This is a genomic window from Klebsiella scottii (genome assembly GCF_036561945.1).
GTDB lineage: Bacteria > Pseudomonadota > Gammaproteobacteria > Enterobacterales > Enterobacteriaceae > Klebsiella > Klebsiella scottii.
This window is the reverse complement of sequence record NZ_JARXNI010000020.1, coordinates 778,809-800,459: the sequence shown is the minus strand read 5'-3', so window position 1 is coordinate 800,459 and position 21,651 is coordinate 778,809. Positions and strand designations below refer to the sequence as shown.

Annotated in this window: 21 protein-coding genes; 8 read left to right on the top strand and 13 right to left on the bottom strand. The window is 55.7% G+C overall.

What is annotated here, in order from left to right; genetic code table 11:
- Positions 1 to 10: 10 nt before the first annotated feature.
- Complete coding sequence (locus QFI97_RS11365) at positions 11 to 580, bottom strand: VOC family protein (protein WP_346431176.1); 570 nt, start codon at positions 578 to 580, stop codon at positions 11 to 13.
- Positions 581 to 810: 230 nt separating this feature from the next.
- Here QFI97_RS11365 and argS point away from each other — a divergent pair, with 230 nt between their 5' ends.
- Complete coding sequence (argS, locus tag QFI97_RS11360) at positions 811 to 2,544, top strand: arginine--tRNA ligase (RefSeq protein WP_331834434.1); 1,734 nt, start codon at positions 811 to 813, stop codon at positions 2,542 to 2,544.
- A gap of 96 nt (positions 2,545 to 2,640) precedes the next feature.
- Here the strand turns inward: argS and bglB are convergent, their stop codons facing one another.
- Both bglB and QFI97_RS11350 read right to left on the bottom strand, forming a co-directional pair.
- On the bottom strand, positions 2,641 to 3,780 hold the full coding sequence (bglB, locus tag QFI97_RS11355; RefSeq protein WP_331834435.1) for a beta-galactosidase BglB: 1,140 nt from the start codon (positions 3,778 to 3,780) through the stop codon (positions 2,641 to 2,643).
- A gap of 4 nt (positions 3,781 to 3,784) precedes the next feature.
- On the bottom strand, positions 3,785 to 5,368 hold the full coding sequence (locus QFI97_RS11350; RefSeq protein WP_346431175.1) for an MFS transporter: 1,584 nt from the start codon (positions 5,366 to 5,368) through the stop codon (positions 3,785 to 3,787).
- A 360-nt stretch (positions 5,369 to 5,728) separates the two neighbouring features.
- Here QFI97_RS11350 and uspC point away from each other — a divergent pair, with 360 nt between their 5' ends.
- A complete protein-coding gene (gene uspC, locus QFI97_RS11345; RefSeq protein WP_331834437.1) occupies positions 5,729 to 6,157 on the top strand; it encodes a universal stress protein UspC in 429 nt (142 codons plus the stop codon).
- Positions 6,158 to 6,184: 27 nt separating this feature from the next.
- On the opposite strand, the gene otsA is transcribed toward uspC, so the two are convergent.
- From otsA to QFI97_RS11320, 5 genes are all read right to left on the bottom strand, one after another.
- Positions 6,185 to 7,609 (bottom strand): alpha,alpha-trehalose-phosphate synthase, encoded by a 1,425-nt coding sequence (gene otsA / locus QFI97_RS11340; RefSeq protein WP_095101642.1) that lies wholly within the window; start codon positions 7,607 to 7,609, stop codon positions 6,185 to 6,187.
- Entirely contained in the window at positions 7,584 to 8,387 is an 804-nt protein-coding gene (otsB, locus tag QFI97_RS11335) for a trehalose-phosphatase (RefSeq protein WP_346431174.1), read from the bottom strand. Before otsB ends, otsA begins: the two co-directional genes overlap by 26 nt.
- A 159-nt stretch (positions 8,388 to 8,546) precedes the next feature.
- The gene (araH, locus tag QFI97_RS11330; protein WP_095101638.1) at positions 8,547 to 9,527 is read right to left on the bottom strand and encodes an L-arabinose ABC transporter permease AraH; all 981 of its coding nucleotides are present in this window, start codon (positions 9,525 to 9,527) and stop codon (positions 8,547 to 8,549) included.
- A gap of 15 nt (positions 9,528 to 9,542) precedes the next feature.
- Positions 9,543 to 11,057, bottom strand: a complete 1,515-nt coding sequence (gene araG / locus QFI97_RS11325) for an L-arabinose ABC transporter ATP-binding protein AraG (protein ID WP_095101636.1) — start codon at positions 11,055 to 11,057, stop codon at positions 9,543 to 9,545.
- Positions 11,058 to 11,117: 60 nt separating this feature from the next.
- Positions 11,118 to 12,098, bottom strand: coding sequence for an arabinose ABC transporter substrate-binding protein (locus tag QFI97_RS11320; RefSeq protein WP_095101634.1), 981 nt, complete (start codon positions 12,096 to 12,098; stop codon positions 11,118 to 11,120).
- A 477-nt stretch (positions 12,099 to 12,575) separates the two neighbouring features.
- On the opposite strand from QFI97_RS11320, the gene QFI97_RS11315 reads away from it, so the two are divergent.
- The 3 genes from QFI97_RS11315 (at position 12,576) to QFI97_RS11305 (ending at position 15,501) form a co-directional block, all read left to right on the top strand.
- The gene (locus QFI97_RS11315) at positions 12,576 to 12,848 is read left to right on the top strand and encodes a hypothetical protein (protein WP_346431173.1); all 273 of its coding nucleotides are present in this window, start codon (positions 12,576 to 12,578) and stop codon (positions 12,846 to 12,848) included.
- Positions 12,849 to 13,019: 171 nt separating this feature from the next.
- Positions 13,020 to 13,523 carry a non-heme ferritin-like protein gene (locus tag QFI97_RS11310; RefSeq protein WP_346431172.1) on the top strand — a complete coding sequence of 168 codons (504 nt, stop codon included), beginning with the start codon at positions 13,020 to 13,022 and terminating at the stop codon, positions 13,521 to 13,523.
- 409 nt (positions 13,524 to 13,932) lie between these two features.
- Positions 13,933 to 15,501: an MFS transporter gene (locus QFI97_RS11305; protein ID WP_487333630.1), complete on the top strand. Its 1,569-nt coding sequence runs from the start codon at positions 13,933 to 13,935 to the stop codon at positions 15,499 to 15,501.
- Between the two features lie 37 nt (positions 15,502 to 15,538).
- Here QFI97_RS11305 and QFI97_RS11300 read toward each other — a convergent pair whose 3' ends face one another.
- On the bottom strand, positions 15,539 to 15,790 hold the full coding sequence (locus QFI97_RS11300; protein WP_095101628.1) for a DUF2766 family protein: 252 nt from the start codon (positions 15,788 to 15,790) through the stop codon (positions 15,539 to 15,541).
- A 79-nt stretch (positions 15,791 to 15,869) separates the two neighbouring features.
- Complete coding sequence (gene azuC, locus QFI97_RS23445; RefSeq protein WP_095101626.1) at positions 15,870 to 15,953, bottom strand: stress response protein AzuC; 84 nt, start codon at positions 15,951 to 15,953, stop codon at positions 15,870 to 15,872.
- Between the two features lie 197 nt (positions 15,954 to 16,150).
- Here azuC and QFI97_RS11295 point away from each other — a divergent pair, with 197 nt between their 5' ends.
- Positions 16,151 to 17,572: an MFS transporter gene (locus QFI97_RS11295; RefSeq protein ID WP_095101624.1), complete on the top strand. Its 1,422-nt coding sequence runs from the start codon at positions 16,151 to 16,153 to the stop codon at positions 17,570 to 17,572.
- A gap of 38 nt (positions 17,573 to 17,610) precedes the next feature.
- Here QFI97_RS11295 and QFI97_RS11290 read toward each other — a convergent pair whose 3' ends face one another.
- Positions 17,611 to 18,249, bottom strand: coding sequence for an RpiB/LacA/LacB family sugar-phosphate isomerase (locus QFI97_RS11290; protein WP_095101622.1), 639 nt, complete (start codon positions 18,247 to 18,249; stop codon positions 17,611 to 17,613).
- 439 nt (positions 18,250 to 18,688) lie between these two features.
- Here QFI97_RS11290 and ftnA point away from each other — a divergent pair, with 439 nt between their 5' ends.
- A complete protein-coding gene (gene ftnA, locus QFI97_RS11285; protein ID WP_045859271.1) occupies positions 18,689 to 19,186 on the top strand; it encodes a non-heme ferritin in 498 nt (165 codons plus the stop codon).
- A gap of 36 nt (positions 19,187 to 19,222) precedes the next feature.
- Here ftnA and QFI97_RS11280 read toward each other — a convergent pair whose 3' ends face one another.
- A complete protein-coding gene (locus QFI97_RS11280) occupies positions 19,223 to 19,462 on the bottom strand; it encodes a YecH family metal-binding protein (protein ID WP_095101620.1) in 240 nt (79 codons plus the stop codon).
- Between the two features lie 192 nt (positions 19,463 to 19,654).
- On the opposite strand from QFI97_RS11280, the gene tyrP reads away from it, so the two are divergent.
- Positions 19,655 to 20,866, top strand: a complete 1,212-nt coding sequence (tyrP, locus tag QFI97_RS11275; RefSeq protein ID WP_346431171.1) for a tyrosine transporter TyrP — start codon at positions 19,655 to 19,657, stop codon at positions 20,864 to 20,866.
- 30 nt (positions 20,867 to 20,896) lie between these two features.
- Here the strand turns inward: tyrP and QFI97_RS11270 are convergent, their stop codons facing one another.
- Entirely contained in the window at positions 20,897 to 21,565 is a 669-nt protein-coding gene (locus tag QFI97_RS11270; RefSeq protein WP_331834442.1) for a YecA/YgfB family protein, read from the bottom strand.
- Positions 21,566 to 21,651 lie beyond the last annotated feature (86 nt).

Genomic DNA, 21,651 nt, shown 5'->3' with positions numbered 1-21,651 from the left:
CTTCACACTGTTACGCATCCGTTTTTTCACTGGCGATAATTTGCTCGATGGACCACGGATGAAATTTGATCGTCACGCTCCCGTCCGTCACCGCCAGCGTCGGATTTGCCAGGCGCTCGCGCTCCCCTTTCGGCGAACTGGTTTTGACGAAGATCCCCGGCTGGCTGAGGCCGTCGTCGGAGAGCAGCGCCAGCGCGCGGGTATTAAGCGTTTCCGGGTCGCCGGCGAGCACAATCTCAACGTGCTCCCAGCCCTCGTGCGGATAGCACTTTTCCCCAGGCCACGGCAGCTCAACCACGCTAAAGCGCCAGTGCGCCGCGATGACAGGTTCATCCAGCTTAAACAGGCAGATTGGCCGACCGTTAATGGTGTTTTCTGAGAGCAGCGTGCCGCACTGCTCGAGCCCGAGCCGCCAGCGCTCAGCCGTCGTATTCTGATGACAGCGCAGAGAGATATGGTCCGCAGAGAGTGGCGCAATATCCAGCCCGAGCCGCGCGGCCAGCCTGCCTAACGCCTCGGTGAAGCGCGGCAGATCCGCGGTAATATCCTGAAGTTCTTCAATTTGCTGCCAGTTCGCCATTCTTGACCTCGGTGCTCGCTAAAGGGGGCTAATTTATCGCGTTTCCCGACGGCGACCAACCCGCAATCTTCTTTATTCCGCCCGCGCTGGTTATTCGTTAAGCGTGCCGCCCGGCGACGCGCGCGCAGGGCTGACGCAGGGGTGCAAATGCAGTATACTCCCGCCCTAATTTGTCCACATTCCGGCGCCACCCTGCAGGGGTTACGGCGCCTTAAAAGTAAGGTATTCCGGTGAATATTCAGGCTCTTCTCTCAGAAAAAGTCAGCCACGCCCTGATCGCGGCAGGCGCCCCTGCCGATTGCGAACCTCAGGTCCGCCAGTCAGCAAAAATCCAGTTCGGCGACTATCAGGCCAACGGCGTGATGGCGGTGGCTAAAAAACTGGGTATGGCACCGCGACAACTGGCAGAGCAGGTGCTGTCTCATCTTGATCTGAACGGCATTGCCAATAAGGTCGAAATCGCCGGGCCTGGCTTTATCAATATTTTCCTCGACCCGGCGTTTTTAGCGGAAAATGTTAGCCAGGCGCTGACCGCAGAGCGCCTTGGCGTTGCCCAGCCGCAGGCGCAGACTATCGTCGTCGACTATTCGGCGCCCAACGTGGCAAAAGAGATGCACGTCGGCCACCTGCGCTCCACCATCATCGGCGATGCCGCGGTTCGCACCCTCGAGTTCCTCGGCCACAAGGTTATTCGCGCCAACCACGTCGGCGACTGGGGCACCCAGTTTGGGATGCTGATTGCTTATCTCGAAAAGCAGCAGCAGGAAAATGCCGGCGAAATGGCGCTGGCGGACCTCGAAGGCTTTTACCGTGAAGCGAAAAAGCACTACGACGAAGACGAAGCCTTCGCCGAGCGCGCGCGCAGCTATGTGGTTAAACTGCAGGGCGGCGACGAGTACTTCCGCCAGATGTGGCGCCAGCTGGTCGACATCACCATGTCGCAAAACCAGATTACCTATAACCGCCTGAACGTGACCCTGACCCGCGACGACGTGATGGGTGAAAGCCTGTATAACCCGATGCTGCCGGGTATCGTTGCCGATCTGAAGGCGCAGGGCCTGGCGGTTGAGAGCGAAGGCGCCACCGTCGTATTCCTTGACGAGTACAAAAACAAGGAAGGCGAACCGATGGGCGTTATCATCCAGAAAAAGGATGGCGGCTATCTCTACACCACCACCGATATCGCCTGCGCCAAATACCGCTACGAAACCCTGCACGCCGACCGCGTGCTCTACTACATCGATTCCCGCCAGCACCAGCACCTGATGCAGGCGTGGACCATCGTACGCAAAGCGGGCTATGTGCCGGATTCAGTTCCGCTGGAGCACCATATGTTTGGCATGATGCTCGGTAAAGACGGCAAGCCGTTTAAAACCCGCGCGGGCGGTACCGTGAAGCTTGCCGACCTGCTGGACGAAGCGCTGGAGCGCGCGCGTCGCCTGGTTGCCGAGAAAAACCCGGATATGCCTGCCGACGAGCTGGAGAAGCTGGCTAATGCGGTCGGTATCGGGGCGGTAAAATATGCGGACCTGTCCAAAAACCGCACCACCGACTACATCTTCGACTGGGACAACATGCTGGCGTTTGAAGGCAATACCGCGCCTTACATGCAGTATGCCTATACCCGCGTGCTGTCGGTGTTCCGTAAAGCGGAGATCGACGAAAGCGCGCTGGCTGCGGCGCCGGTCATCATCACCGAAGATCGCGAAGCGCAGCTGGCAGCACGCCTGCTGCAGTTTGAAGAGACGCTGACCGTCGTCGCGCGTGAAGGGACTCCGCACGTCATGTGCGCCTACCTGTACGATCTGGCAGGTCTGTTCTCTGGCTTCTACGAACACTGCCCGATCCTCTCCGCTGAAAGCGAAGAGACGCGCAACAGCCGCCTGAAGCTGGCGCAGCTGACCGCCAAAACCCTGAAGACCGGTCTGGATACTTTAGGTATTGAAACCGTCGAGCGGATGTAATACCGCTCTGATAAACGATAAAGAAACCGGCTTATGCCGGTTTCTTTTTTTGCGCCCTCCTCCGGCCGCGCGGCGCAGAGCCGGTAAAGTTCGCCGTCAGAAATACCGGCGCAGATATTCCGTCATGCACAGGATCGCCATCGCCTGCCCGTACGGCATCGAGGTGAGCGGGATCTGGCGATAGAAATCGAGATTCGAGCCCATTCCGGTGCCGAATGAGGTTTGCAGCAGCTCCCCCTGTGGAGAGATATTTTGCACAATCCCGCGCATGGCCTTCTCCGCGACGCTCGCATACTCCCGGCTCACGTAGCGTTTACGTACCGCCTTCAGAATTCCGTAGGCAAAACCGGCGGTTGCCGACGCTTCAAGATACGAGTCCGGGTCGTCCAGCAGCGTATGCCACAGACCGCTCTCGTCCTGACATTGTGCCAGCGCCGCAATTTGCGTATTCAGTACCTGAAGCAGATAGCGCCGCACCGCGCTGTGCTCGGGGAGGTCCACCAGCTCGAGAAAGTCCGGGATCACCATCGTCAGCCAGCTGTTGCCGCGCGCCCAGCGGGCCCGGGCGAAATTATGCCGCCCTTCATAGCTCCAGCCGTGGAACCACAGCCCGCTTTCCCGGTCCATCAGGTTCTGCACGTGGAGTAAAAACTGGTACACCGCCTCTTCCACATACTGCGGTCGGTTGAGCAATTTACCGATCTTCGCCAGCGGAAGCACGGTCATCATCAGCGTGTCATCCCACATCTGCTGATGATTCTCCTCCGCCAGGGTAATGTGCTGCATCCCGCCATGATCGGTACGCGGCATCTCGTTCATCGCCCACTCGGCCCAGCTGTCGAGCCACGGCAGGTACTCCTGCCTGCCGGTCTCCTCATAGCGCCAGGCCAGGGTCAGGAATGGCGCCATGGTGTTGACGTTTTTGCTGGTCGCGCCTTCAGCGAAGCGATCCGCAAACCAGCTATCGATAATATCGCGCATCGCGATATCTCCGGTCTGCTGGTAGTACTGGTAGATCCCGTATAAACCGACGCCGTGGGTCCACTCCCAGCCGGCCCACCCTTTGGTATCAATGACCCTCCCATCGTCCAGCCGTAGCAGAAACGCGCCCGTTTCATCCTTAATATTGACCAGATTGTCGGTCACTTTTTGAATAAGCGCCTGCAGCTCGTTGCGCGCAATAAAGTGCTCCGGCTGACGCAGTAAGGGACTATGTTTGACAGGCCAAACCTTCATATTATTAACCTCTGTTGAATGTCGAATTCATTTCAGCACCCTGCTTCAGGGACGGCGCGGCAGGTTTATTACGATTCAAATAGCCAATGTTGTTATTTCCCCACAGGCATGAGTAAGGCATACCGGCCAGCATCTCCACCACCGCACGATCCTCGGCGCGGGTCAGCTCTGGCTGCACCCGGCCCGATTCGCGCATCTTGCGCGTTTCGGCGTGCAGCACGCCGTGGGTTTCGAGGTTGAGCTTAAAGCGCAGGGAGACGAGGAAACCGCAGGCCAGCACCAGCAGCGTGCCCACGCTGAGAATTAACAGGATGGTGTGGCTAACCTCATAGGGCTGCGTTTTCTGCCCGGAGACAAAGCCGGATAGCTGCATGATGATGCCCACCAGCATCACCGCCCCCGCCTGAGACGCCTTGCGGGTCAGCGTCATAATGCCGGCGAAAATGCCCTCCCGACGCTGGCCGGTAATCACCTCGTCGACGTCGGCAATATAGGTGTAGGTGTTCCACGGAACATAGTTGATCCCGCCGCGACCGAGGCCGGCAATGGCGGAAATCAGCAGCAGCAGCGAATAAACGTCGCTCAGCCCGGCATAATAAAGCATCGCATATGAGAGCGAGCCGAGGCCGAACAGAACCACCACCATCCGATAGGACGGCGCCGGCCCAAAGCGAATGCACAGCGGGATCATGGCAATGACCGCAATAAACTGGAAGATGGCCATAGTGCCGAGCAGGTTGGATGCCACCGCGGCTTCCTGCATCAGCACGAAGACCACGTAGTAGGTGAAGACGGCGTTAAACACGTCCTGAGCAATATAGCCGCCAAGATACATGCCCAAATGCTGGCGGAAGATCTTAATGCGCAGCGTCGAGGTGAGCTCGATAAACAGACGATTGAGGCTCTGCGCCAGCGAGAGATTACGCTTCTCCCCCTCGGCCCGCAGCGCCGTCTCCGACCACTCTTCGCGAGAGCGCTCCCAGGTAAAGAACCAGACAAACGTCAGCATCACTGCGCACAGGATCGAAAACACCAGGCTTGCGTAAAAGAAGGAGACGGCATTGTCCTTGCCAAAGTGGCTAAGCAGCACTCCCGGCAGGAACGAGGCCAGAATTGCCGACATTTGCGCCATCGAAATGCGCGCGCCGGAGAATTTTGTTTTCTGTTTAAAATCATCGGTCATTTCCGGAACCAGGGTTTCGTACGGCACCAGAATCATGGTGTAGACAATATCAAACAGCAGATAGGTCAGCAGGTAGTACCAGAACCCCATATCGCCCACCCACATCATTGAGTAGCTGAATACGCAGGGGATCCCCAGCAGGATAAAGAACTTTCGTCTGCCGAAGCGTTTGCCGAGCCGGGTGGAGCCAAAGTTATCGGTCAGGAACCCCATCAGCGGGCTAATGACCGCATCCAGCACTCTGGCGGTGGCAAAGATAAGCGTTGCCTGAATCGGCGATAAGCCGCAAAAGGTGGTGTAAAAATAGAGCAGCCATGCCGCGGTGAGCGCCGTGGTTCCCGCGCCGAGAAAATCGCCCGATCCATAGGCAAGATAATTAGCCAAACCGATTTTACGTGTTTTCATCGCCGTAAATCCTGTGTCGTTTTTTTTAGAGAACTCCGACAATCTTTCTGGCCAGGCCAAAAGGGAGTTGGTACCCGGCTACAGTAAAAGTATGGAAACGGGCTTACCTTTTCATTTTTGCCAGCCCTCGCCCGGCAATGGCAAAAACGCAAAGAGAGAGTGAACGCGCATCACCGATTTATAAAACAGCATTTCTTTTATAGCAAAACCAGAGACCAATTTTGTGGCTGGGTTGTCAAAATCGCGATTGCGCGCCCTCGGCAAGCGCGTACTTTGCAGCAGACAATAGCCCTTGCGGGAACAGGGAAATCGGAGTAAAGAAAAGAAGAAGGGTTATTTTGCGTATCTCAAGGAGGCTTGATGCCCTACTCACATCTGCTCGTAGCCGTTGCCCCAACGCCGGAAAGCCGTACGCTTATCAGCAAGGCGGTCTCTATCGCGCGTCCGCTTGACGCTAAAATTAGCCTGATAACGCTGGCAACAGACCCGGAAATGTATAACCAGTTTGCGGCGCCAATGTTAGAGAACCTGCGGGATCTGATGCATGAAGAGACCCGCGGCTTTCTCAACGGTCTGGCCCAGGATGCCGGGTATCCGATTGATAAAATCGTCATCGCCAGCGGCGAACTCGGCCATCACGTGAAAGATTTTTGCCAGCAGCATAGGGTGGATCTGGTGATTTGCGGCAACCACAATCACAGCCTGTTTTCCCGCGCGACCTGCTCGGCAAAAAATATCGTCGGCAGCAGCGGCGTTGACGTGCTGCTGATCTCGCTGGAAAAAGGCTAGCGCAGAAGCGCCAGCCTTACGACCGAGCTAAGCCAGTTTGGGGAAGGTTGCCACCTTATGCTGCAGGTGACTCTCCTCATTTCTCGGTTCTATCTGCTTCAGGTCGGCAATAAACCGCTCCTGCCAGCGGTGAATGTCATTATCCTTAACCACCGCCAGCATCGCCGAGTGGCGCGCAATACGTTCGGCCAGCGGCATGGTGAGCGCGCTGTCCAGCGCCGCGGCGACCTCATCGCGATCGTAGGGGTTGACGATTAACGCCGTCGGCAGTTCGTTTGCCGCTCCGGCAAACTGCGACAGCACCAGAACGCCGGGGTTCTGCGGGTCCTGGGCGGCAACAAACTCCTTCGCCACCAGATTCATCCCGTCGCGCAGCGGCGTCACCAGCCCGACGTCAGAATAGCGGAAAATTTTCATCAGCAGCTTGCGTTCAAAATGCTGATTCAGGTAGTAGAGCGGCGTCCAGCCCAGCTGACCATACTGGCCGTTAATGCGCCCGGCGGCGGTCTCCAGCTGGTGGCGGATATCCTGATAGGCCTGAACATCGCCGCGTGAGGTCGGGGCAATCTGGGTATAGCGAATCTTGCCGTGATGCTGCGGATATTTCTCCAGCAATGCCTCATAGGCCAGGAAGCGCTCCGGCAGCCCTTTCGAGTAGTCCAGCCGCTCTACGGAAAAGATATTCTGCACGCTCTTGAGTTCGCTTTTGAGCTGCGCCAGCTTCGGCGGCAGCGGCCCTTTGGCGCTACGCGCGATCTCATCAGGATCGATACCAATCGGGTAGACCGCGGTGCGGAACGGCTTGCCCCATGCGAGATGAGCTTTTCCGCTGCGGGTGGTCAGGCGGGTCTGCACCGCGATGCAGTCAAGAAATGCCTGCCGGTCGCTCTCGGTCTGAAAGCCCAGCAGATCGTAGTCGCAGAGCTGCTCAAGCAGCTCGGCATGCGGCGGCAGCGCGTTAAATATTTCCGGCGTCGGGAAGGGAATATGTAAGAAAAAGCCGACCCGATTATTGACCCCGCGCTGGCGCAGCTCGTGCGCCAGCGGCAGCAGATGATAATCGTGGATCCACACAATATCGTCAGGCTCAATCAGCGGCAGCAGTTTGTCCGCCAGCGTCGCGTTGACGCGCTGGTAGCCCTCCCAGGCGTCGCGCTGAAAATCGACCAGATCGAGGCGATAGTGAAACGCGGGCCACAGCACCGCGTTGGAAAAGCGGTTGTAGTACTCATCATGATCCTGCTCGCTAAGGTTAAAGGAGGCCCAGGTAATATTTCCCTGAGTCACCTTTTTCAACGGCTGACGATCGTCGCCAATTTCCCCGCTCCAGCCGAACCACAGCCCACCGGCCGCTTTTAAGGCCCCCATAATCCCCACCGCCAGGCCGCCGGCGCTGGCCTTTTTATCATCCGGTGGGGCAATACGATTAGATACTACGACTAAGCGACTCATAGCCATCTCTCCTGTCGGTTAGCGCGTCTGGTTGCTGTCCATTATTCGCAATATTATTTAGCCAAAGGTGCACCGCCGCGACGTCCGGCAAGCGCCAGCGCGCCTGCGTCTCGCCGCCGCCGACTTTTACCGAAACGCCGTCCAGCTGGTTAACGATGCCAAAACCCGCTTCATCGGTTAAGTCGTCACCGACGAATACCGGCCTGCGCCCCTCGAACGGCGCCTCCTGCATAAAGGCGGCAATCGCCTCGCCCTTGTTCACTCCGCGCGGTTTTATCTCGACCACGCACTTGCCTAACTGTAGCGCCAGCAGCGGATAGCTCTTCACCACCTCCTGGGCCAGCGCCAGCACCGCGCTTTGGTGCTGCGGCGCCTGACGATAGTGCAGCGCAAAAGCCATCCCCTTATGCTCAAGCTCACAGCCCGGCAGCGCCTCAAGCGCCAGCGCCAGGCGCGCATGAAGCTCCTTCTGTAGCGCATCCGGCAGGGAAACGATATGCGTATTCCCATTGATATCACGGCGCTCAGCTCCGTGGACGCCGGCCAGCGGCAGCCGGTGAGGACGGGTCAGCTCATCGAGCTCAACCATTGAGCGCCCTGAAATCAATGCCACCGCCCCACTGTGCTGCTGCGCGAGCTGCCGCAGCGCCTGAAGCGCGTTAACCGGGATAACAACCTGATCGGGATGAGGTTTGATATCGGCAAGAGTACCGTCAAGGTCAAAGAAAAATGCGCAATTTCCGGTTGGTACAGGCGGTACAGATATCTGGTCAGCCACCCTGAACTCCTCCTTTCATGACCAGCGTTTCGCTGGCTGTTAACGAATTGTTAGCCATGTAAGTATAGACAGTGTGACGGAGCTCGCCATTTTTGATAGTTATCACCAGCGCAGCGGGCGCTGGTGATATTCCAGGATTAAACTGAAAGGTTGGAGTATTTACACGCTACGCTTTGCCTTCTGCTTGTAGCGATCGAAGATAACCGCCGCCAGCAGGATCACGCCGCGCACCACGTACTGCGAGAAGGGAGAGATATTGAGCAGGTTCATCGCATTCTCGACGGTGCCGAGGATCAGTATCCCGGCGATCACGTACGAAATCTTACCGATCCCCCCTTTTAGCGACACGCCGCCCAGCACGCAGGCGGAGATCACAATCAGCTCATAGCCAATCGAGGTCATCGGCTGGCCGCTGGTCATTCGCGATGCCAGAATAATCCCCGCCGCGGCAGAAACCAGGCCGGAGATAACGAAGATAATAATCCTGGTACGCACTACCGGCACCCCGGCCAGACGCGCCGCCTCCTCGTTGCCGCCGATTGCCAGGGTATTACGGCCAAAGGTGGTTTTATTCAACAGCAGGCCGAAGATTATCAGGCAGCCCACGGTCAGCCAAATCGGCGCCGGCAGGCCGAACCAGTTGGCGTAGCCGAGGGTGAAGAAGCGCTCATCTTCAATGCCCACCGCTTTGCCATCGGAGATAATATAGGCCAGCCCGCGAACAATCTGCATCGTCGCCAGGGTGGTGATCAGGGCGTTGATTTTCAGCCTGGCGATAACAAAACCGTTGACCAGGCCGCTTAACGCCCCCAGCAGCAGGCCGGCGGCAATGCCAATCCACATGCTTTCGGTGAGGTTGATGACCACGGCGGTCGTCACGCCCGCACAGGCGATAACCGACGCGACCGAAAGATCAAAATCACCGGATGCCAGGCAAAACAGCATCCCGCAGGCTACCATTCCGGACATCGAAATCGCCAGCCCGAGTCCTTTCATATTGATGAAAGAGGCAAAGTTCGGCACAAAAATCACGCAGCCGATAAACAGCACGGCAAAGACGACCAGCATCCCAAACTGATCCCAGATACGGGCAAAGCTGAAGGCGGATCGACGGGTATTTGAGGTGGTAACAGAGGACATCATAGGCTCCTTTACTCAGGCGACCGCCTGGCTCACTTTTGGCATCGCAAGGCTTAACGCCTGCTGTTCATTCGCATCTTCATGCAGCAGCTCACCCGCCACTTCCCCTTCGCGCATCACGACGATGCGATCCGCAACGCCAAGCACTTCGGGTAAATCGCTGGAGGCAAAGACCACGGCCACGCCGGATGCCGCCAGCGCATAGATGACGTTGTAGATTTCATGCCTGGCGCCGACGTCGATACCGCGGGTCGGCTCGTCGAGCAGGATCACCTTCATCTCCTCGGAGAGCCAGCGCCCCAAAATCGCCTTTTGCTGATTACCGCCGGAGAGGTTCATAATCAGCTGTTCAGGTCCCGGCGTTTTAATATTAAGGGACTGAATATGTCGGTCGGCGTTCTGCGCCTCCCAGCCGTTGTTAATCAGGCAACCGGCGTGAATATGCTTACGTCGGGCGCTGATGTTGATATTGTCGCGCACCGAATGCACCGGAATAATGCCTTCGGCTTTACGATCCTCCGGACACAGCATCATCCCGGCCTGAATGGCCTGCGCCGGTTTACGAATATCGATGGCTTCCCCGTCGATGTACACCTGACCGCCGGCGATCCGGGTGCCGCCAAACAGCCCTTTCAGCAGCTCGCTGCGTCCGGCACCCACCAGGCCAAAGAGGCCGACGATTTCTCCGCTGCGCACCGCCAGGCTAACCGGCGTTCTCACGCCCGGCGCTTTTACCTGCTCCAGACGCAAGCGCTCATTGCCGTACTCGCGCGGCTTCCAGCCGTAGATATCGCCCAAATCGCGCCCCACCATCGCCTGTACCAGCGCGTCGTGGCTCACCGTTTGCATATCGTCGAAGGTGCGCACATAGCGGCCATCCTTGAAGACGGTGATCGCGTCGCTTAGCGCAAAGATCTCCGCCATGCGGTGCGAGACGTAAATAATGACCCGCCCTTCCTGACGCAGCTCGCGAATGACCCGAAACAGGTTGTCAATTTCACGGGCGGAAAGGGAGCTGGTCGGTTCATCAAAGGCGATAACTTTGGCGTTGCGCGTCAGCGCCTTGGCGATCTCCACCATTTGCCATTGACCAATAGAGAGATACTTCAACGGCGTCTGCGGGTCGATATCCAGACCCAGATGTTCCAGCTGCAGCCGCGCTTCGTAGTTAAGAAGCTTGCGGTCCACCATGCCGTATTTATGCGGAAGCTGGCCGAGGTAGATATTTTCCGCGACGGTCATTTCCGGTACCAGGTGCAGCTCCTGGTAAATAATGGCGATCCCGGCGTTAAGCGCCTCGGTGGCGTTGCTAAACGCCAGCTGCTGGCCGCGGATATGCAGACTGCCCGCGGTCGGTATATAGTTGCCGCTGAGGATCTTCAGCAGCGTGGATTTTCCGGCGCCGTTTTCTCCCATCAGGGCGTGAACCTGGCCGGCATAGCAGTCAAAGCTAATATCGGACAGCGCTTTAACGCCCGGGAAAGTCATGGTGATGCCGCGAAATGAGAGATAAGGGGTAGACTGTTGCATAACGACTCCGCTTTACTGCGCTCAGCCTCCCGCAGCTGCGGGAGGCATGGTTAGCAGGCCTTACAGCCCTTTTTTCGCCAGCTCTTCTTTGAAGTTATCGCGAGTAATCAGGACGACATCGGTCACCGCGGTGAATTTCGGCGGTTCGGCGCCCTTCGTTACCCAGTTGTAGAGCATCTCGCTGGTTTTGTAGCCGTGGATATCCGGGCTAGGCAGCAGAGAGCCGTAGAAGCCGGTGGCCTGCGCCTTGGAGAGCTCGTTGACCGCATCAACGCCGTTAATACCGATACCAATCACGTCCGGAGCCTTGAAGCCCTGCCCTTCGGTGGCGCGAACGCCGCCCAGGACGGTGTTATCGTTCATACCGACGATCAGCCAGTGTTTTACCTGCGGGTGCTGGACCAGCATCGAGTTGCCGGCATCGAAGGCGCCGGGAATATCGTTGGATTTCGTCGGCACGCGGTAGATCTGTTTATCCGGGAAGCCGGCGGCTTTCAGCGCATCCAGCGAACCGGTCGTGCGGCGACGCGCGGTATCGAGCTCATCGGCGGTAATCGCCATCACCCCGGTATCCTTCACCTCCCAGCCGCGTTTTTGCATCTCTTTATACAGCTCCTGGCCCTGCCGAGCGCCGATCTCGCTGGCGGCCATCATCACCAGCGGAACGCTCTCCATCGGTTTACCTTTGGCATTAACGAACTGATCGTCGACGGTGATCACTTTCATGTCATAGCCGCGAGCTTTGGCGACAATCGCCGCCCCGAGCTTCGGATCCGGGGTACAAATGACAAACCCTTTCGCACCGCTGGCGGCCAGGCTGTCGATAGCGTTGAGCGTTTTTTCGCCGTCCGGGACCGCGATTTTAATGACCTCAAAACCTAAATCTTTGCCGGCCTTATCGGCGAATTTCCATTCAGTTTGAAACCACGGCTCTTCCGGTTGCTTGACCAGAAAACCGAGCTTAAGCGTTTCCGCCATAGCTGATTGTGACATAACCGCAGCGAGACCAATCGCCGCCAGCGCTTTAGTAAATTTGTGCATGGTAAACTCCAGCTTAAATTCGCTTTTATGTAGGGAAATATCGGATCTAAAATTTTTATCAGGCTTAAAACAAGGCATTAGAAAAAACTCATCCAACGATGTCGTTGTTGAAATAGTAATAGCTGGAAATCAATTCTCCATACGAGAGCATTATCACACCACGGAATTACAGTAATTGAGTGCATAAATTCAGCGAAAAATGACATAAAAAAAGCGCTAATTGTCAGACAATTAGAGCAAGTATCAGCAGTATTATCCATATCACCAGCAGAGTTATCCCTGTGGCACGCCTCAGCGAAACGCGGGCAACATGCGGGCCCGCAATCGGCGGAATCTTTTTTCAATCCCCCGCTCCCGCCCTCCCGACGATTTCAGGCGGCAAAGATGACATCACGCTTTATTGATAAAAGCTTCATCGTCTTGAAATATTATTACGGAGAATATTCAGCAATAAAAATTAAAAAATGATCCAGCGCAATGTTAGCCAGCCGCATCATTAAATTAAATGCCGGGTTTAAACATCCGGCGCTTTTATTTGCACTAAGCAATACTCATGTAAACATCATATATCTACGTAATACGAATGAGCAGTTTGATAAGCCCGGTAAGAAAAACAATAAAAAATTAATAAAATCAAAATATTGTAAATTTACTCTCGTAGAGAAAACGTTGAGAAACGGCCTGCCACCACAGGATGGTGTAACTAAAGGTAAATCCCTCTGGTTAAGAGTTTTCTTAAGTAAATTCTGAGAGTATTCTATATTTGTGGTCATCAGCAATATCATTTCCGGCCACCAATGGAGAGCGTGGAATTATATTATTCCGCCAGTAAATTTTGCGTAAAGGTCTCGTATTGAAGCTGTTTGTAGGCGCAAGCCCTTAACCCGCGAAGGCCCCCTTCCAGATTAATAAGGATATTTTATGGTAATTGCAGAAATGGCTCAAAAGCTGAATAACCAGATGAATCTTGAGTTCCGCGCGTCGAACTCGTATCTGCATCTGAGCGAATGGTGCGCGCAGCGGCGCCTGAACGGCACCGCGACGTTTCTCCGCTCGCAGGCGCAGTCCAGCGTCACGCTGATGATGCGGGTATTCGATTTCATGAAAAAGGGCGGTGAGTGGCCTATCGTGAAAGCCGAAGGGACCTACCACCAGGAGTGCAGCTCCCTCGAGGATCTGTTTACCCAAACCCTTGCCGACTATGAACAGCGCAGCAGCCTGCTCGCCGGGCTGGCAGAAGAAGCCAAAGCGCAAAGCGATGATTCCACCTGGCGCTTTTTAACCCTGTTAGAGAAAGAGCAGCAGCAGGACGGCATTCTCCTGAAAACCGTCCTCGACGAAGTGCGTAACGCCGATAAGGCCGGCATCTGTCTGCAGCAAACCGACCGCCGCCTGATGGATCTGGTTGCTCAGCAGCGCCATTAATTCCGCTCCGGCGCACGCCGCATCAGCGGTTCCTTCAGACGGGATAAAGCCGGAAGCAACCGCTGCAACGCACCGTTGTAGGCACCGTTCGAGCGGTGAATGAAAGGTGCCTGATAATCCCCGTCCCGCTGCGTCCCGTCATCGCCAACCCTATTTCAGGGCGCAGTCGCCCTCTGTTCAGCATCGCTTCAGAGCTCCCCGGCATGACCCTCTCGTCCCGCTACCCTGACTTTTTGGCGCTCCAGCGCCATTTGTTATTCCTGAAAAGTATTAAAAACTTTTAACCCGATCGCATTACTGCGCAGGTAAATCACCTTACTGATGATTAGTGACCGGGATCACTTTTTACGCCATGAGTTAAGAATATAAAAACATCGTTTCAAAAATTTAAAACAAGAGGTTTATATTAATGGCAAGATACGCGGCTTCAGCCTCGCAAGGGCTGCAGGGAAGACCGATTTTGTTACGCCATCAGCTCGCCTACGGCGGCGGCAACTTACTGGGGAGCGGCGCGCTGGCAATCAGCGGCGCATGGTTACTTTATTTTTATACAACGTTTTGCGGGCTGACGCTGATCGAGGCCTCGTTAATTTTCTCGATCGCCAGCATTATCGACGCCATCAGTAACCCGTTAATGGGCTACCTGACCGATAACTTCGGTAAAACGCGGCTCGGCAAACGCTTTGGGCGGCGGCGCTTCTTTTTGCTCATCGGCATTCCGCTGATGATGTTTTACCCTCTGCTGTGGGTCGAGGGCCTCGGCTTTTGGTACTACCTCAGCACTTACGTCATCTTCGAAATTATTTATACCTCAATCATGGTGCCCTACGAAACGTTGGCCACCGAAATGACCGACGATTTCTCATTACGCTCTAAGCTAACCGGTTATAAAGCCATTTTTGGCAAGCTGGCGAACTTCCTCGCGGCCTTTATTCCGGGGCAGTTCATCCTGCTATACGGCAAGGATTCCGCTACTCCGTTCTTCCTGACCGGGCTGACCTATGGGATCATCCTTGTCACCGCTATCTCCTGCCTGTGGTACTGCAGCTGGGAGCGTCCGCGTGAAGAAGGAAGCAGCGTCAGCGAGAAGAAAGGGCTGCTTAATACGCTGCTGCTGCTGGCAAAAGATATGCGTTCGACTTTTTATTTACGCGTCTTCCGCAAGCATCTCGGCATGTATCTGTGTGGTTTTGGCGCAGAATGGCTGTTCGCCTCTATCTTTACCTATTTTGTGATCTTCGTTCTGCAGCACGATCCGGCGATGGTCGCCGGGCTAAACAGCCTGAACTCAATTCTGCAGCTCGTCTCTACCGCGCTGTTCATCGGCCTGTGCGTGAAAAAAGGCTTCAGCAAGCCCTATATCCTCGCGCTGAGCGTCGTCATTTTCTCGGTACTGCTGTACACCTCGCTGTGGTTCTTCCATCTTCCGGCGCACCTCGCCACCGTTCTGATGTTCGGGATCACCGTCCTGTTTGGCCTTGGCACCGGCGGCGTGTATTACATCCCGTGGACCGTTTACACCTTCCTTGCCGATGTGGATGAGATCTACACCGGCCGCCGTCGCGAGGGAATTTATGCCGGCGCGATGACCTTCTCCGGGAAAATATTACGCTCCGTCATCGTCTTCACCATGGGGGCTATTCTCAGCTTCTACGGATTCCAGTCGAAGGCGCACACCCAGCCGGAAAGCGCGGTAACGGCAATTGCCGTGGTGTTCTGTACCGGAGTGGTGCTGCTGGCTCTGGCAGCGATCGTGTTCAGCAAACAGATGAAGCTGGATCGCAAAGCCCATATGGTTGTCTTACAGGAGGTCGCGCGGATTAAAGCAGGAGGCAAAATCGCCGATATCGCGCCGGAGGTACGCGTTATCGTTGAGGATTTAGTCGGCCATCGCTATGAAGAGTGCTGGGGTAACAGCAAGCTGTTTAAGGGCGAAGAGGCTACCCCGGCCCGTCCCGCCGTCTCCCATCAGGCCTGATGACGCCCCGCCGCGGCCGGCGGCGGGGTAAAACGAATTAGTGCGCTTCGCTTTGCGGGGTGAACTTCAGCTCAATCAGCGCAATCGCCTTTTGCACCGCGCGCAGCGTAACCGGGTCGGATGACGAAGGATGGCTAGAAAAATCAATAGCTTTAAGCTGAGTCGCCATCTTTTCGCGCACCTCTACAGGGGCGATAACGTCAATGACGTCGAGGATCTGTTTGATAACCAGCTGACAGGCAACAACGTCGGAAACCAGTTCGTCTTGTTCGGTAAGGTGTTGAGACATTTTTTACTCCTTTTTGCAGGAGCGTAATAGTACCCTAAATCTGCTGAGATAAAAAAACCTGCCGCAGCAGGTTTTTTTATCAGAACATGCCGGCCGGCGGCACATCTTTGAAGGTCTTGCAGTAGGTGTCGAAAATGTTTTTCAGGATCTTGCGCAGCTTCATGGAGTCACTCCGTTTTGTTATGCAGGTGTTAATGTTTGTGCGACCATAATATGACCAATATCACAAAAATCAATTTAAATGTGCGCTAAATCACAAAAATAATTGCAGACTGAATTTTAAATTTAACAAAAAGCGAGCGGAGCCGGAGCGTTCCCCCTCTCCTGCTCACGATCTCTGCAGGCTATGGCAACAACACAATGACGACAAACATCTCCGCCCGGGAAGACCGGGCGTTCTCGGCGCCAGCGCTGCTGGTTGCCGGGGCTTTTTTCATGGAGTTTCTCGACGGCACGGTGATCGCCACCGCGCTACCGGACATGGCGAAAGATTTTGGCGTGGCGGCGGTGGACCTCAATATCGGGATCAGCGCCTACCTGATTACGCTAGCGGTTTTGATCCCGGCCAGCGGCTGGATAGCCGATCGTTTCGGCGCGCGCAGGGTCTTCACCCTCGCGCTGGCGATTTTTACCCTTGCCTCGGTATTTTGCGGCCTTTCAACCAACGTCGATACCTTCGTCGCCATGCGTATCCTGCAGGGGATGGGCGGCGCTTTGATGGTCCCGGTCGGCCGTCTGGCGGTGCTGCGTACCACCCCGAAACACCAGCTGATTAAGGCCATTGCGACGCTGACCTGGCCCGCGCTGGTGGCGCCGATCGTTGGTCCGCCGCTGGGCGGTTTTATTACCAGTTACGCCAGCTGGCACTGGATTTTCTTTATTAACGTCCCGCTGGGTCTCGCGGCGATGGCGCTGTCGCTGCGCATTATTCCCGATATCCGCGAGGAGGAGCGGCGGCCGTTCGATCTTCCCGGCTTCCTGGCCACAGCGGTTGCGATGGTCAGCCTGGTCAGCGCGATGGAGATCCTTGGCGATAACCGGCCCGAGGGCTGGAAAACCCTGGCTCTGCTGGGGCTTGGGATCGGCTGCATGCTGTTCTCGCTGCGCCACTTCCGCCGCGCAGCCTGGCCGATGGTGCGCCTCGATGCGCTGCAGGTCCCCACATTCCGGGTCACAATGTACGGCGGCTCGCTATTTCGCGCCTCCATCAGCGCCGTACCTTTCCTGCTGCCGCTGCTGTTCCAGGTCGGATTCGGTATGGATCCTTTCCACTCAGGGCTGCTGGTGCTCGCCGTCTTCGTCGGCAACTTCACGATTAAGCCCGCCACCACGCCGCTTATCCGCTGGCTCGGCTTTCGCCGTCTGCTGTTGATTAACGGTGCGCTCAACGTTATTTCGCTGCTGGCCTGCGCATTTTTGACCCCGCAAACGCCGGCGTGGTTAATTCTGCTGATCCTGTTTCTTGGCGGCGTGTTCCGTTCAATTCAGTTCACCGGCATCAGCACTCTGGCCTTTTCCGATGTGCCCTCCACGCAAATGAGCTACGCCAACACCTTGTTCAGCACCGCGTCGCAGCTGGCGGTTGGCCTAGGTATAACTCTTGGCGCGATAGGTATTCGTATCGGGGAAAAGCTGAGCGAATGGCTAACCTTAGCGACCCTGCCCGGCATCAGCTTTCGCCTGTCATTCGTGTTTATCGCGTTGATTTGTCTGGTAGGAATGGTGGATAGCCTGAAGCTGGCCGAGGATGCGGGAAGCAGCGTGTCGAACAAAAAAACCTAAGCGAAAGCAGGGCCAGCCGCGGCTGACCCTGCTGGTGATTAGCCGACGATTTGGCGAATAAACGCTTCGATCTCTTTATCCTGGCAATTCTCGAAGAAGCACTGCTGGAAGCGCGGGCCAGAGACGGCGGTTTTAACCAGTTCCGGGTCGATGGCGCGCAGCGTATCCAGGTAATTCTCTTTCACCACCGCCGCTTTCACCGTATTCAGGATACCGGCATTACGTACCTGCGGCTCTTTACGCTCTGGCGGATAGCCTTCTCCGTTACGGCCGGTGAACGCTTTTTCGAAAATAAAGCGCACGTTCAGCTCTGCGCCCCAGCCGAAACCTTTAGCAAACGGCAGAGAGAGCGCATTGCCGTTGTTGATCTGGGCAAACAGGAAAGCGTCGGCAGGATCGATACAGTAGCCGCACACCACGCCCGGGTGGATATTCAAAGACATCAGCGCGCCCTGCCCGGTGCCGCAGCCGGTGACTACGAAGTCCACCGCTTTTGAATTCAGCAGAATGCTGGCCATGATGCCCAGATGGATATAGGTCAGGTGATGATCGTGCTCATCGCTCATACCCACGTTGTAAACCGGGAAACCTTTCTCGTCGGCAACGGCGTTGAGCTCGTTGAGGATGATGGCATTTTTGTTTGCCTGGCTGTTTTCCATCATCAGTGCAATTTTCATGCTTTACTCTCCTGAATGCTTTGCGGGTACTTCCGCGCTAGGTCGTTAACGTTGGTATGACATTACTACTTAACAAACACACTTTCAAATTTTATGAAAAGTTGTTTTATAAATTACGTAGCGCTTCACACTTTTGCCCTCACGCTTCACTACCCGCCCTTCCCGCATCCGCTTTCCTGCCTGGCCCCAATCGGCAAACCCGCGCGAAGCTCTCAGTCGTCAGTCGTCCGGCATCTCATATTTATCCGGCGCGCGCTCATCGCTATTTTATTAAATATCAATTAAAACCATTCTCATTAATTATTAAATTGCCAATGCGTTTTATTCCCATTTGCATTTTTAATAAATGAGTTTTTTAATTTACTTTTTGCAAATAAATAAATAACAAATTATAGTGAGCACACAATAAACTTTATGCCTATATTTTGGAGCACGCGCTATGCTGAAAACAGAAATGATCGATAAGCTCAATGAGCAGATGAACCTTGAACTCTATTCCTCTTTGCTTTATCAGCAAATGAGCGCATGGTGCAGCTATCATAGCTTCGAAGGGGCGGCGGCGTTTCTCCGTCGTCACGCTCAGGAAGAGATGACCCATATGCAGCGCCTGTTTGACTACCTGACTGACACCGGCAGCCTGCCGTGCATCAACGCCATTGCCTCGCCGTTCGCCGAGTACGCATCGCTGGATGAGCTGTTCCGCGTCACCTACGAACACGAGCAGCTGATCACGCAGCAAATTAATGCTCTGGCCCACGCCGCGATGTCTGCTCAGGATTATCCGACCTTTAATTTCCTGCAGTGGTATGTTGCCGAGCAGCACGAAGAAGAAAAACTGTTTAAATCCGTTATTGATAAACTTACCCTCGCCGGTAAAAGCGGCGAAGGTCTGTACTTTATTGATAAAGACCTGGCAACGCTCGATACGCAAAAATAATGAAGTCGGCGACGATGCTTCGGCATTGTCGCCCGATTAATGCTGACAAATTTTGCTTTCGCTGGTATTAAACCCGGCGTCTGCGGCAATAAACTTCCCTTTCTTTTGTAGAAATATCACCAGCTCCCCAGCGGTCAGATTTTCCGCCGAACAGGTGTGAAAACGGGCGTCGCTACCAAAGCGGGCGACTATCGCAGCTTCAAGACTGGCAACGCTGTATGGTTCGCCCGAAGCGAGCATCATCTGCAGAACTTCATGACCGTGAATAGATTGCATAACTCCTCCTGTAAAGTGCCCAGATTAAACGACCTTACGGCCTAAAGTTTTGCGCCAGCGCAGCATTAGAGCGGTCTTCAGCATGTAAACTTTTCCTGACAAGCACTGTAACCCTCATTTGACGAGCCTGCCAATTTCACATACTCTGCGCGACATATTTTATTGTTAATTCCTTCATGGATAGAGAGAAACGTGAAGAACCGCACTCTTGGTAGTATTTTAATCGTGGCAGGGACCACTATTGGCGCAGGGATGCTGGCAATGCCTCTGGCATCCGCTGGCGTCGGTTTCGGCGTCACGCTCGGGCTGCTGATCGCCCTGTGGGCATTGATGTGCTATACCGCACTGCTGCTGCTGGAGGTCTACCAGCACGTCCCGGCCGATATGGGGCTAGGCTCTCTCGCCGCCCGCTATCTCGGACGCTATGGGCAGTGGGTCACCGGTTTTTGCATGCTGTTCCTGATGTACGCGCTGACGGCCGCCTATATTAGCGGCGCGGGGGAGCTGTTAGCCTCCAGCCTGAATCAGTGGCTGCAGTGGAACCTTCCGCCGGCCGGCGGAGTGCTGCTGTTTACCGCCATTGGCAGTGCCGTAGTTTGCCTCGGGACCTCTCTGGTCGATCTGTGCAACCGTTTTTTATTCAGCGCCAAAATTATTTTTCTCGCCATTATGCTGGCGCTGCTGATGCCGCATATTCATCAGATAAACCTGCTGACCTTACCGCTTCAGCAGGGGCTGGCGCTGTCGGCGATCCCGGTTATCTTTACCTCTTTTGGCTTTCACGGCAGCGTACCGAGCATCGTCAGCTACCTCAACGGCGATATTCGTAAAGTGCGGCGGGTATTTATCATCGGCAGCTTTATCCCTCTGGTTGCCTATATTTTCTGGCAGCTGGCGACTCTGGGCAGTATTAGCTCACCGACCTTTGCCGTCCTGCTGGGACAGCATGCGGGACTGAACGGCCTGCTGGAAGCCATCCGGGAAGTCGTCGCCTCACCGCACGTCGAGCTGGCGGTTCATCTGTTTGCCGATCTGGCGCTGGCCACTTCGTTCCTCGGCGTCGCGTTGGGATTGTTCGATTATCTGGCCGACCTGTTCCAGCGTAAAAATACGCCGGGCGGGCGCGTGCAAAGCGGCGTCATCACCTTTGTGCCGCCGCTGGCCTTCTCCCTGTTCTATCCGCGGGGTTTCGTGATGGCGCTGGGCTACGCCGGCGTGGCCCTGGCCGTACTGGCGCTGATGCTGCCTGCGCTGCTGGTGATGAAGAGCCGCCAGCAGCATCCGCAGGCGGCGTGGCGGGTTGTCGGCGGCACGCCGGCGCTATGGCTGGTCCTGCTGTGCGGTATCGCTATCGTGTTGATTCAGTTTTGTATCGCGATCGGCGTTTTACCTGCCGTCGGATAAAAGAGTAAGGGGCCCTGTCGGCCCCTTATTTTATTTCGCTAAGCAGCACTGCTTATATTTCTTACCGCTGCCGCACGGGCACGGATCGTTACGTCCAACCTTGGCATCATTTCTGATTGGCTGCTGCACTTCCGCCGGCTGCGCATGCTCCGTCCAGTATTGATAGAGCGCCAGCGCCGCGGGTTTAATACGCTCCACGCTGGCAAGAAAATCGTCGACAGAGAGCGCTTCAACCGCCGGGAACTGCGCTTCCGTCCCGTGCAGAGCGATGATATCCAGCTCGGCCTGCAGCTCCGCCGGTAAAGCGGCCCAGTTGCTCAAGCCGACGCCGCGCATATAGCCAAAGCACCACTCGCCAACGATAGTCAGCTCCTGGCCTTCCTCTTCACGCGTGCCAAACAGCGGCTCGAACTGCTCCGGATAGTCGTCCAGGCGCTCGGCGACATCGCTCATATGCTGGAGAGTGAGGTTAACGAAGCGGTCGCGCTCGCGATCGTTTGCCCAGCGCGGTACGTTGTCGGCACCGCCCCAGATAGCCAGCAGCCACCGGGCGGGCTCAATTTCAGCAGGCCCGGAGAGAATCGCCGTCAGCAGGCCATCAAGCTCGGAGACATCAAGAATGGCGCCGTCGGTGGCGTATTTCGACAGGATATCGTCCAGCCATTCAAGTTCGCTTTCGTTCAGGGGTCCGGTTTTCATAAACAGGCTCGTCGTCTTATAAAAATGGCGCATACAGTAGCGGAAATGCCGGGAGAAAACCACCCGGCGCGGGCATTCTGCGCGGG

Bases quoted from the DNA above. Each gene is read 5' to 3' on its own strand.
- QFI97_RS11365 (WP_346431176.1), bottom strand. From the start codon at position 580: ATGGCGAACTGGCAGCAAATTGAAGAACTTCAGGATATTACCGCGGAT.
- bglB (WP_331834435.1), bottom strand. From the start codon at position 3,780: ATGAAGGTTTGGCCTGTCAAACATAGTCCCTTACTGCGTCAGCCGGAG.
- QFI97_RS11350 (WP_346431175.1), bottom strand. From the start codon at position 5,368: ATGAAAACACGTAAAATCGGTTTGGCTAATTATCTTGCCTATGGATCG.
- uspC (WP_331834437.1), top strand. From the start codon at position 5,729: ATGCCCTACTCACATCTGCTCGTAGCCGTTGCCCCAACGCCGGAAAGC.
- otsA (WP_095101642.1), bottom strand. From the start codon at position 7,609: ATGAGTCGCTTAGTCGTAGTATCTAATCGTATTGCCCCACCGGATGAT.
- araH (WP_095101638.1), bottom strand. From the start codon at position 9,527: ATGTCCTCTGTTACCACCTCAAATACCCGTCGATCCGCCTTCAGCTTT.
- araG (WP_095101636.1), bottom strand. From the start codon at position 11,057: ATGCAACAGTCTACCCCTTATCTCTCATTTCGCGGCATCACCATGACT.
- QFI97_RS11320 (WP_095101634.1), bottom strand. From the start codon at position 12,098: ATGCACAAATTTACTAAAGCGCTGGCGGCGATTGGTCTCGCTGCGGTT.
- QFI97_RS11315 (WP_346431173.1), top strand. From the start codon at position 12,576: ATGTTAGCCAGCCGCATCATTAAATTAAATGCCGGGTTTAAACATCCG.
- QFI97_RS11310 (WP_346431172.1), top strand. From the start codon at position 13,020: ATGGTAATTGCAGAAATGGCTCAAAAGCTGAATAACCAGATGAATCTT.
- QFI97_RS11305 (WP_487333630.1), top strand. From the start codon at position 13,933: ATGGCAAGATACGCGGCTTCAGCCTCGCAAGGGCTGCAGGGAAGACCG.
- QFI97_RS11300 (WP_095101628.1), bottom strand. From the start codon at position 15,790: ATGTCTCAACACCTTACCGAACAAGACGAACTGGTTTCCGACGTTGTT.
- azuC (WP_095101626.1), bottom strand. From the start codon at position 15,953: ATGAAGCTGCGCAAGATCCTGAAAAACATTTTCGACACCTACTGCAAG.
- QFI97_RS11295 (WP_095101624.1), top strand. From the start codon at position 16,151: ATGACGACAAACATCTCCGCCCGGGAAGACCGGGCGTTCTCGGCGCCA.
- QFI97_RS11290 (WP_095101622.1), bottom strand. From the start codon at position 18,249: ATGAAAATTGCACTGATGATGGAAAACAGCCAGGCAAACAAAAATGCC.
- ftnA (WP_045859271.1), top strand. From the start codon at position 18,689: ATGCTGAAAACAGAAATGATCGATAAGCTCAATGAGCAGATGAACCTT.
- QFI97_RS11280 (WP_095101620.1), bottom strand. From the start codon at position 19,462: ATGCAATCTATTCACGGTCATGAAGTTCTGCAGATGATGCTCGCTTCG.
- QFI97_RS11270 (WP_331834442.1), bottom strand. From the start codon at position 21,565: ATGAAAACCGGACCCCTGAACGAAAGCGAACTTGAATGGCTGGACGAT.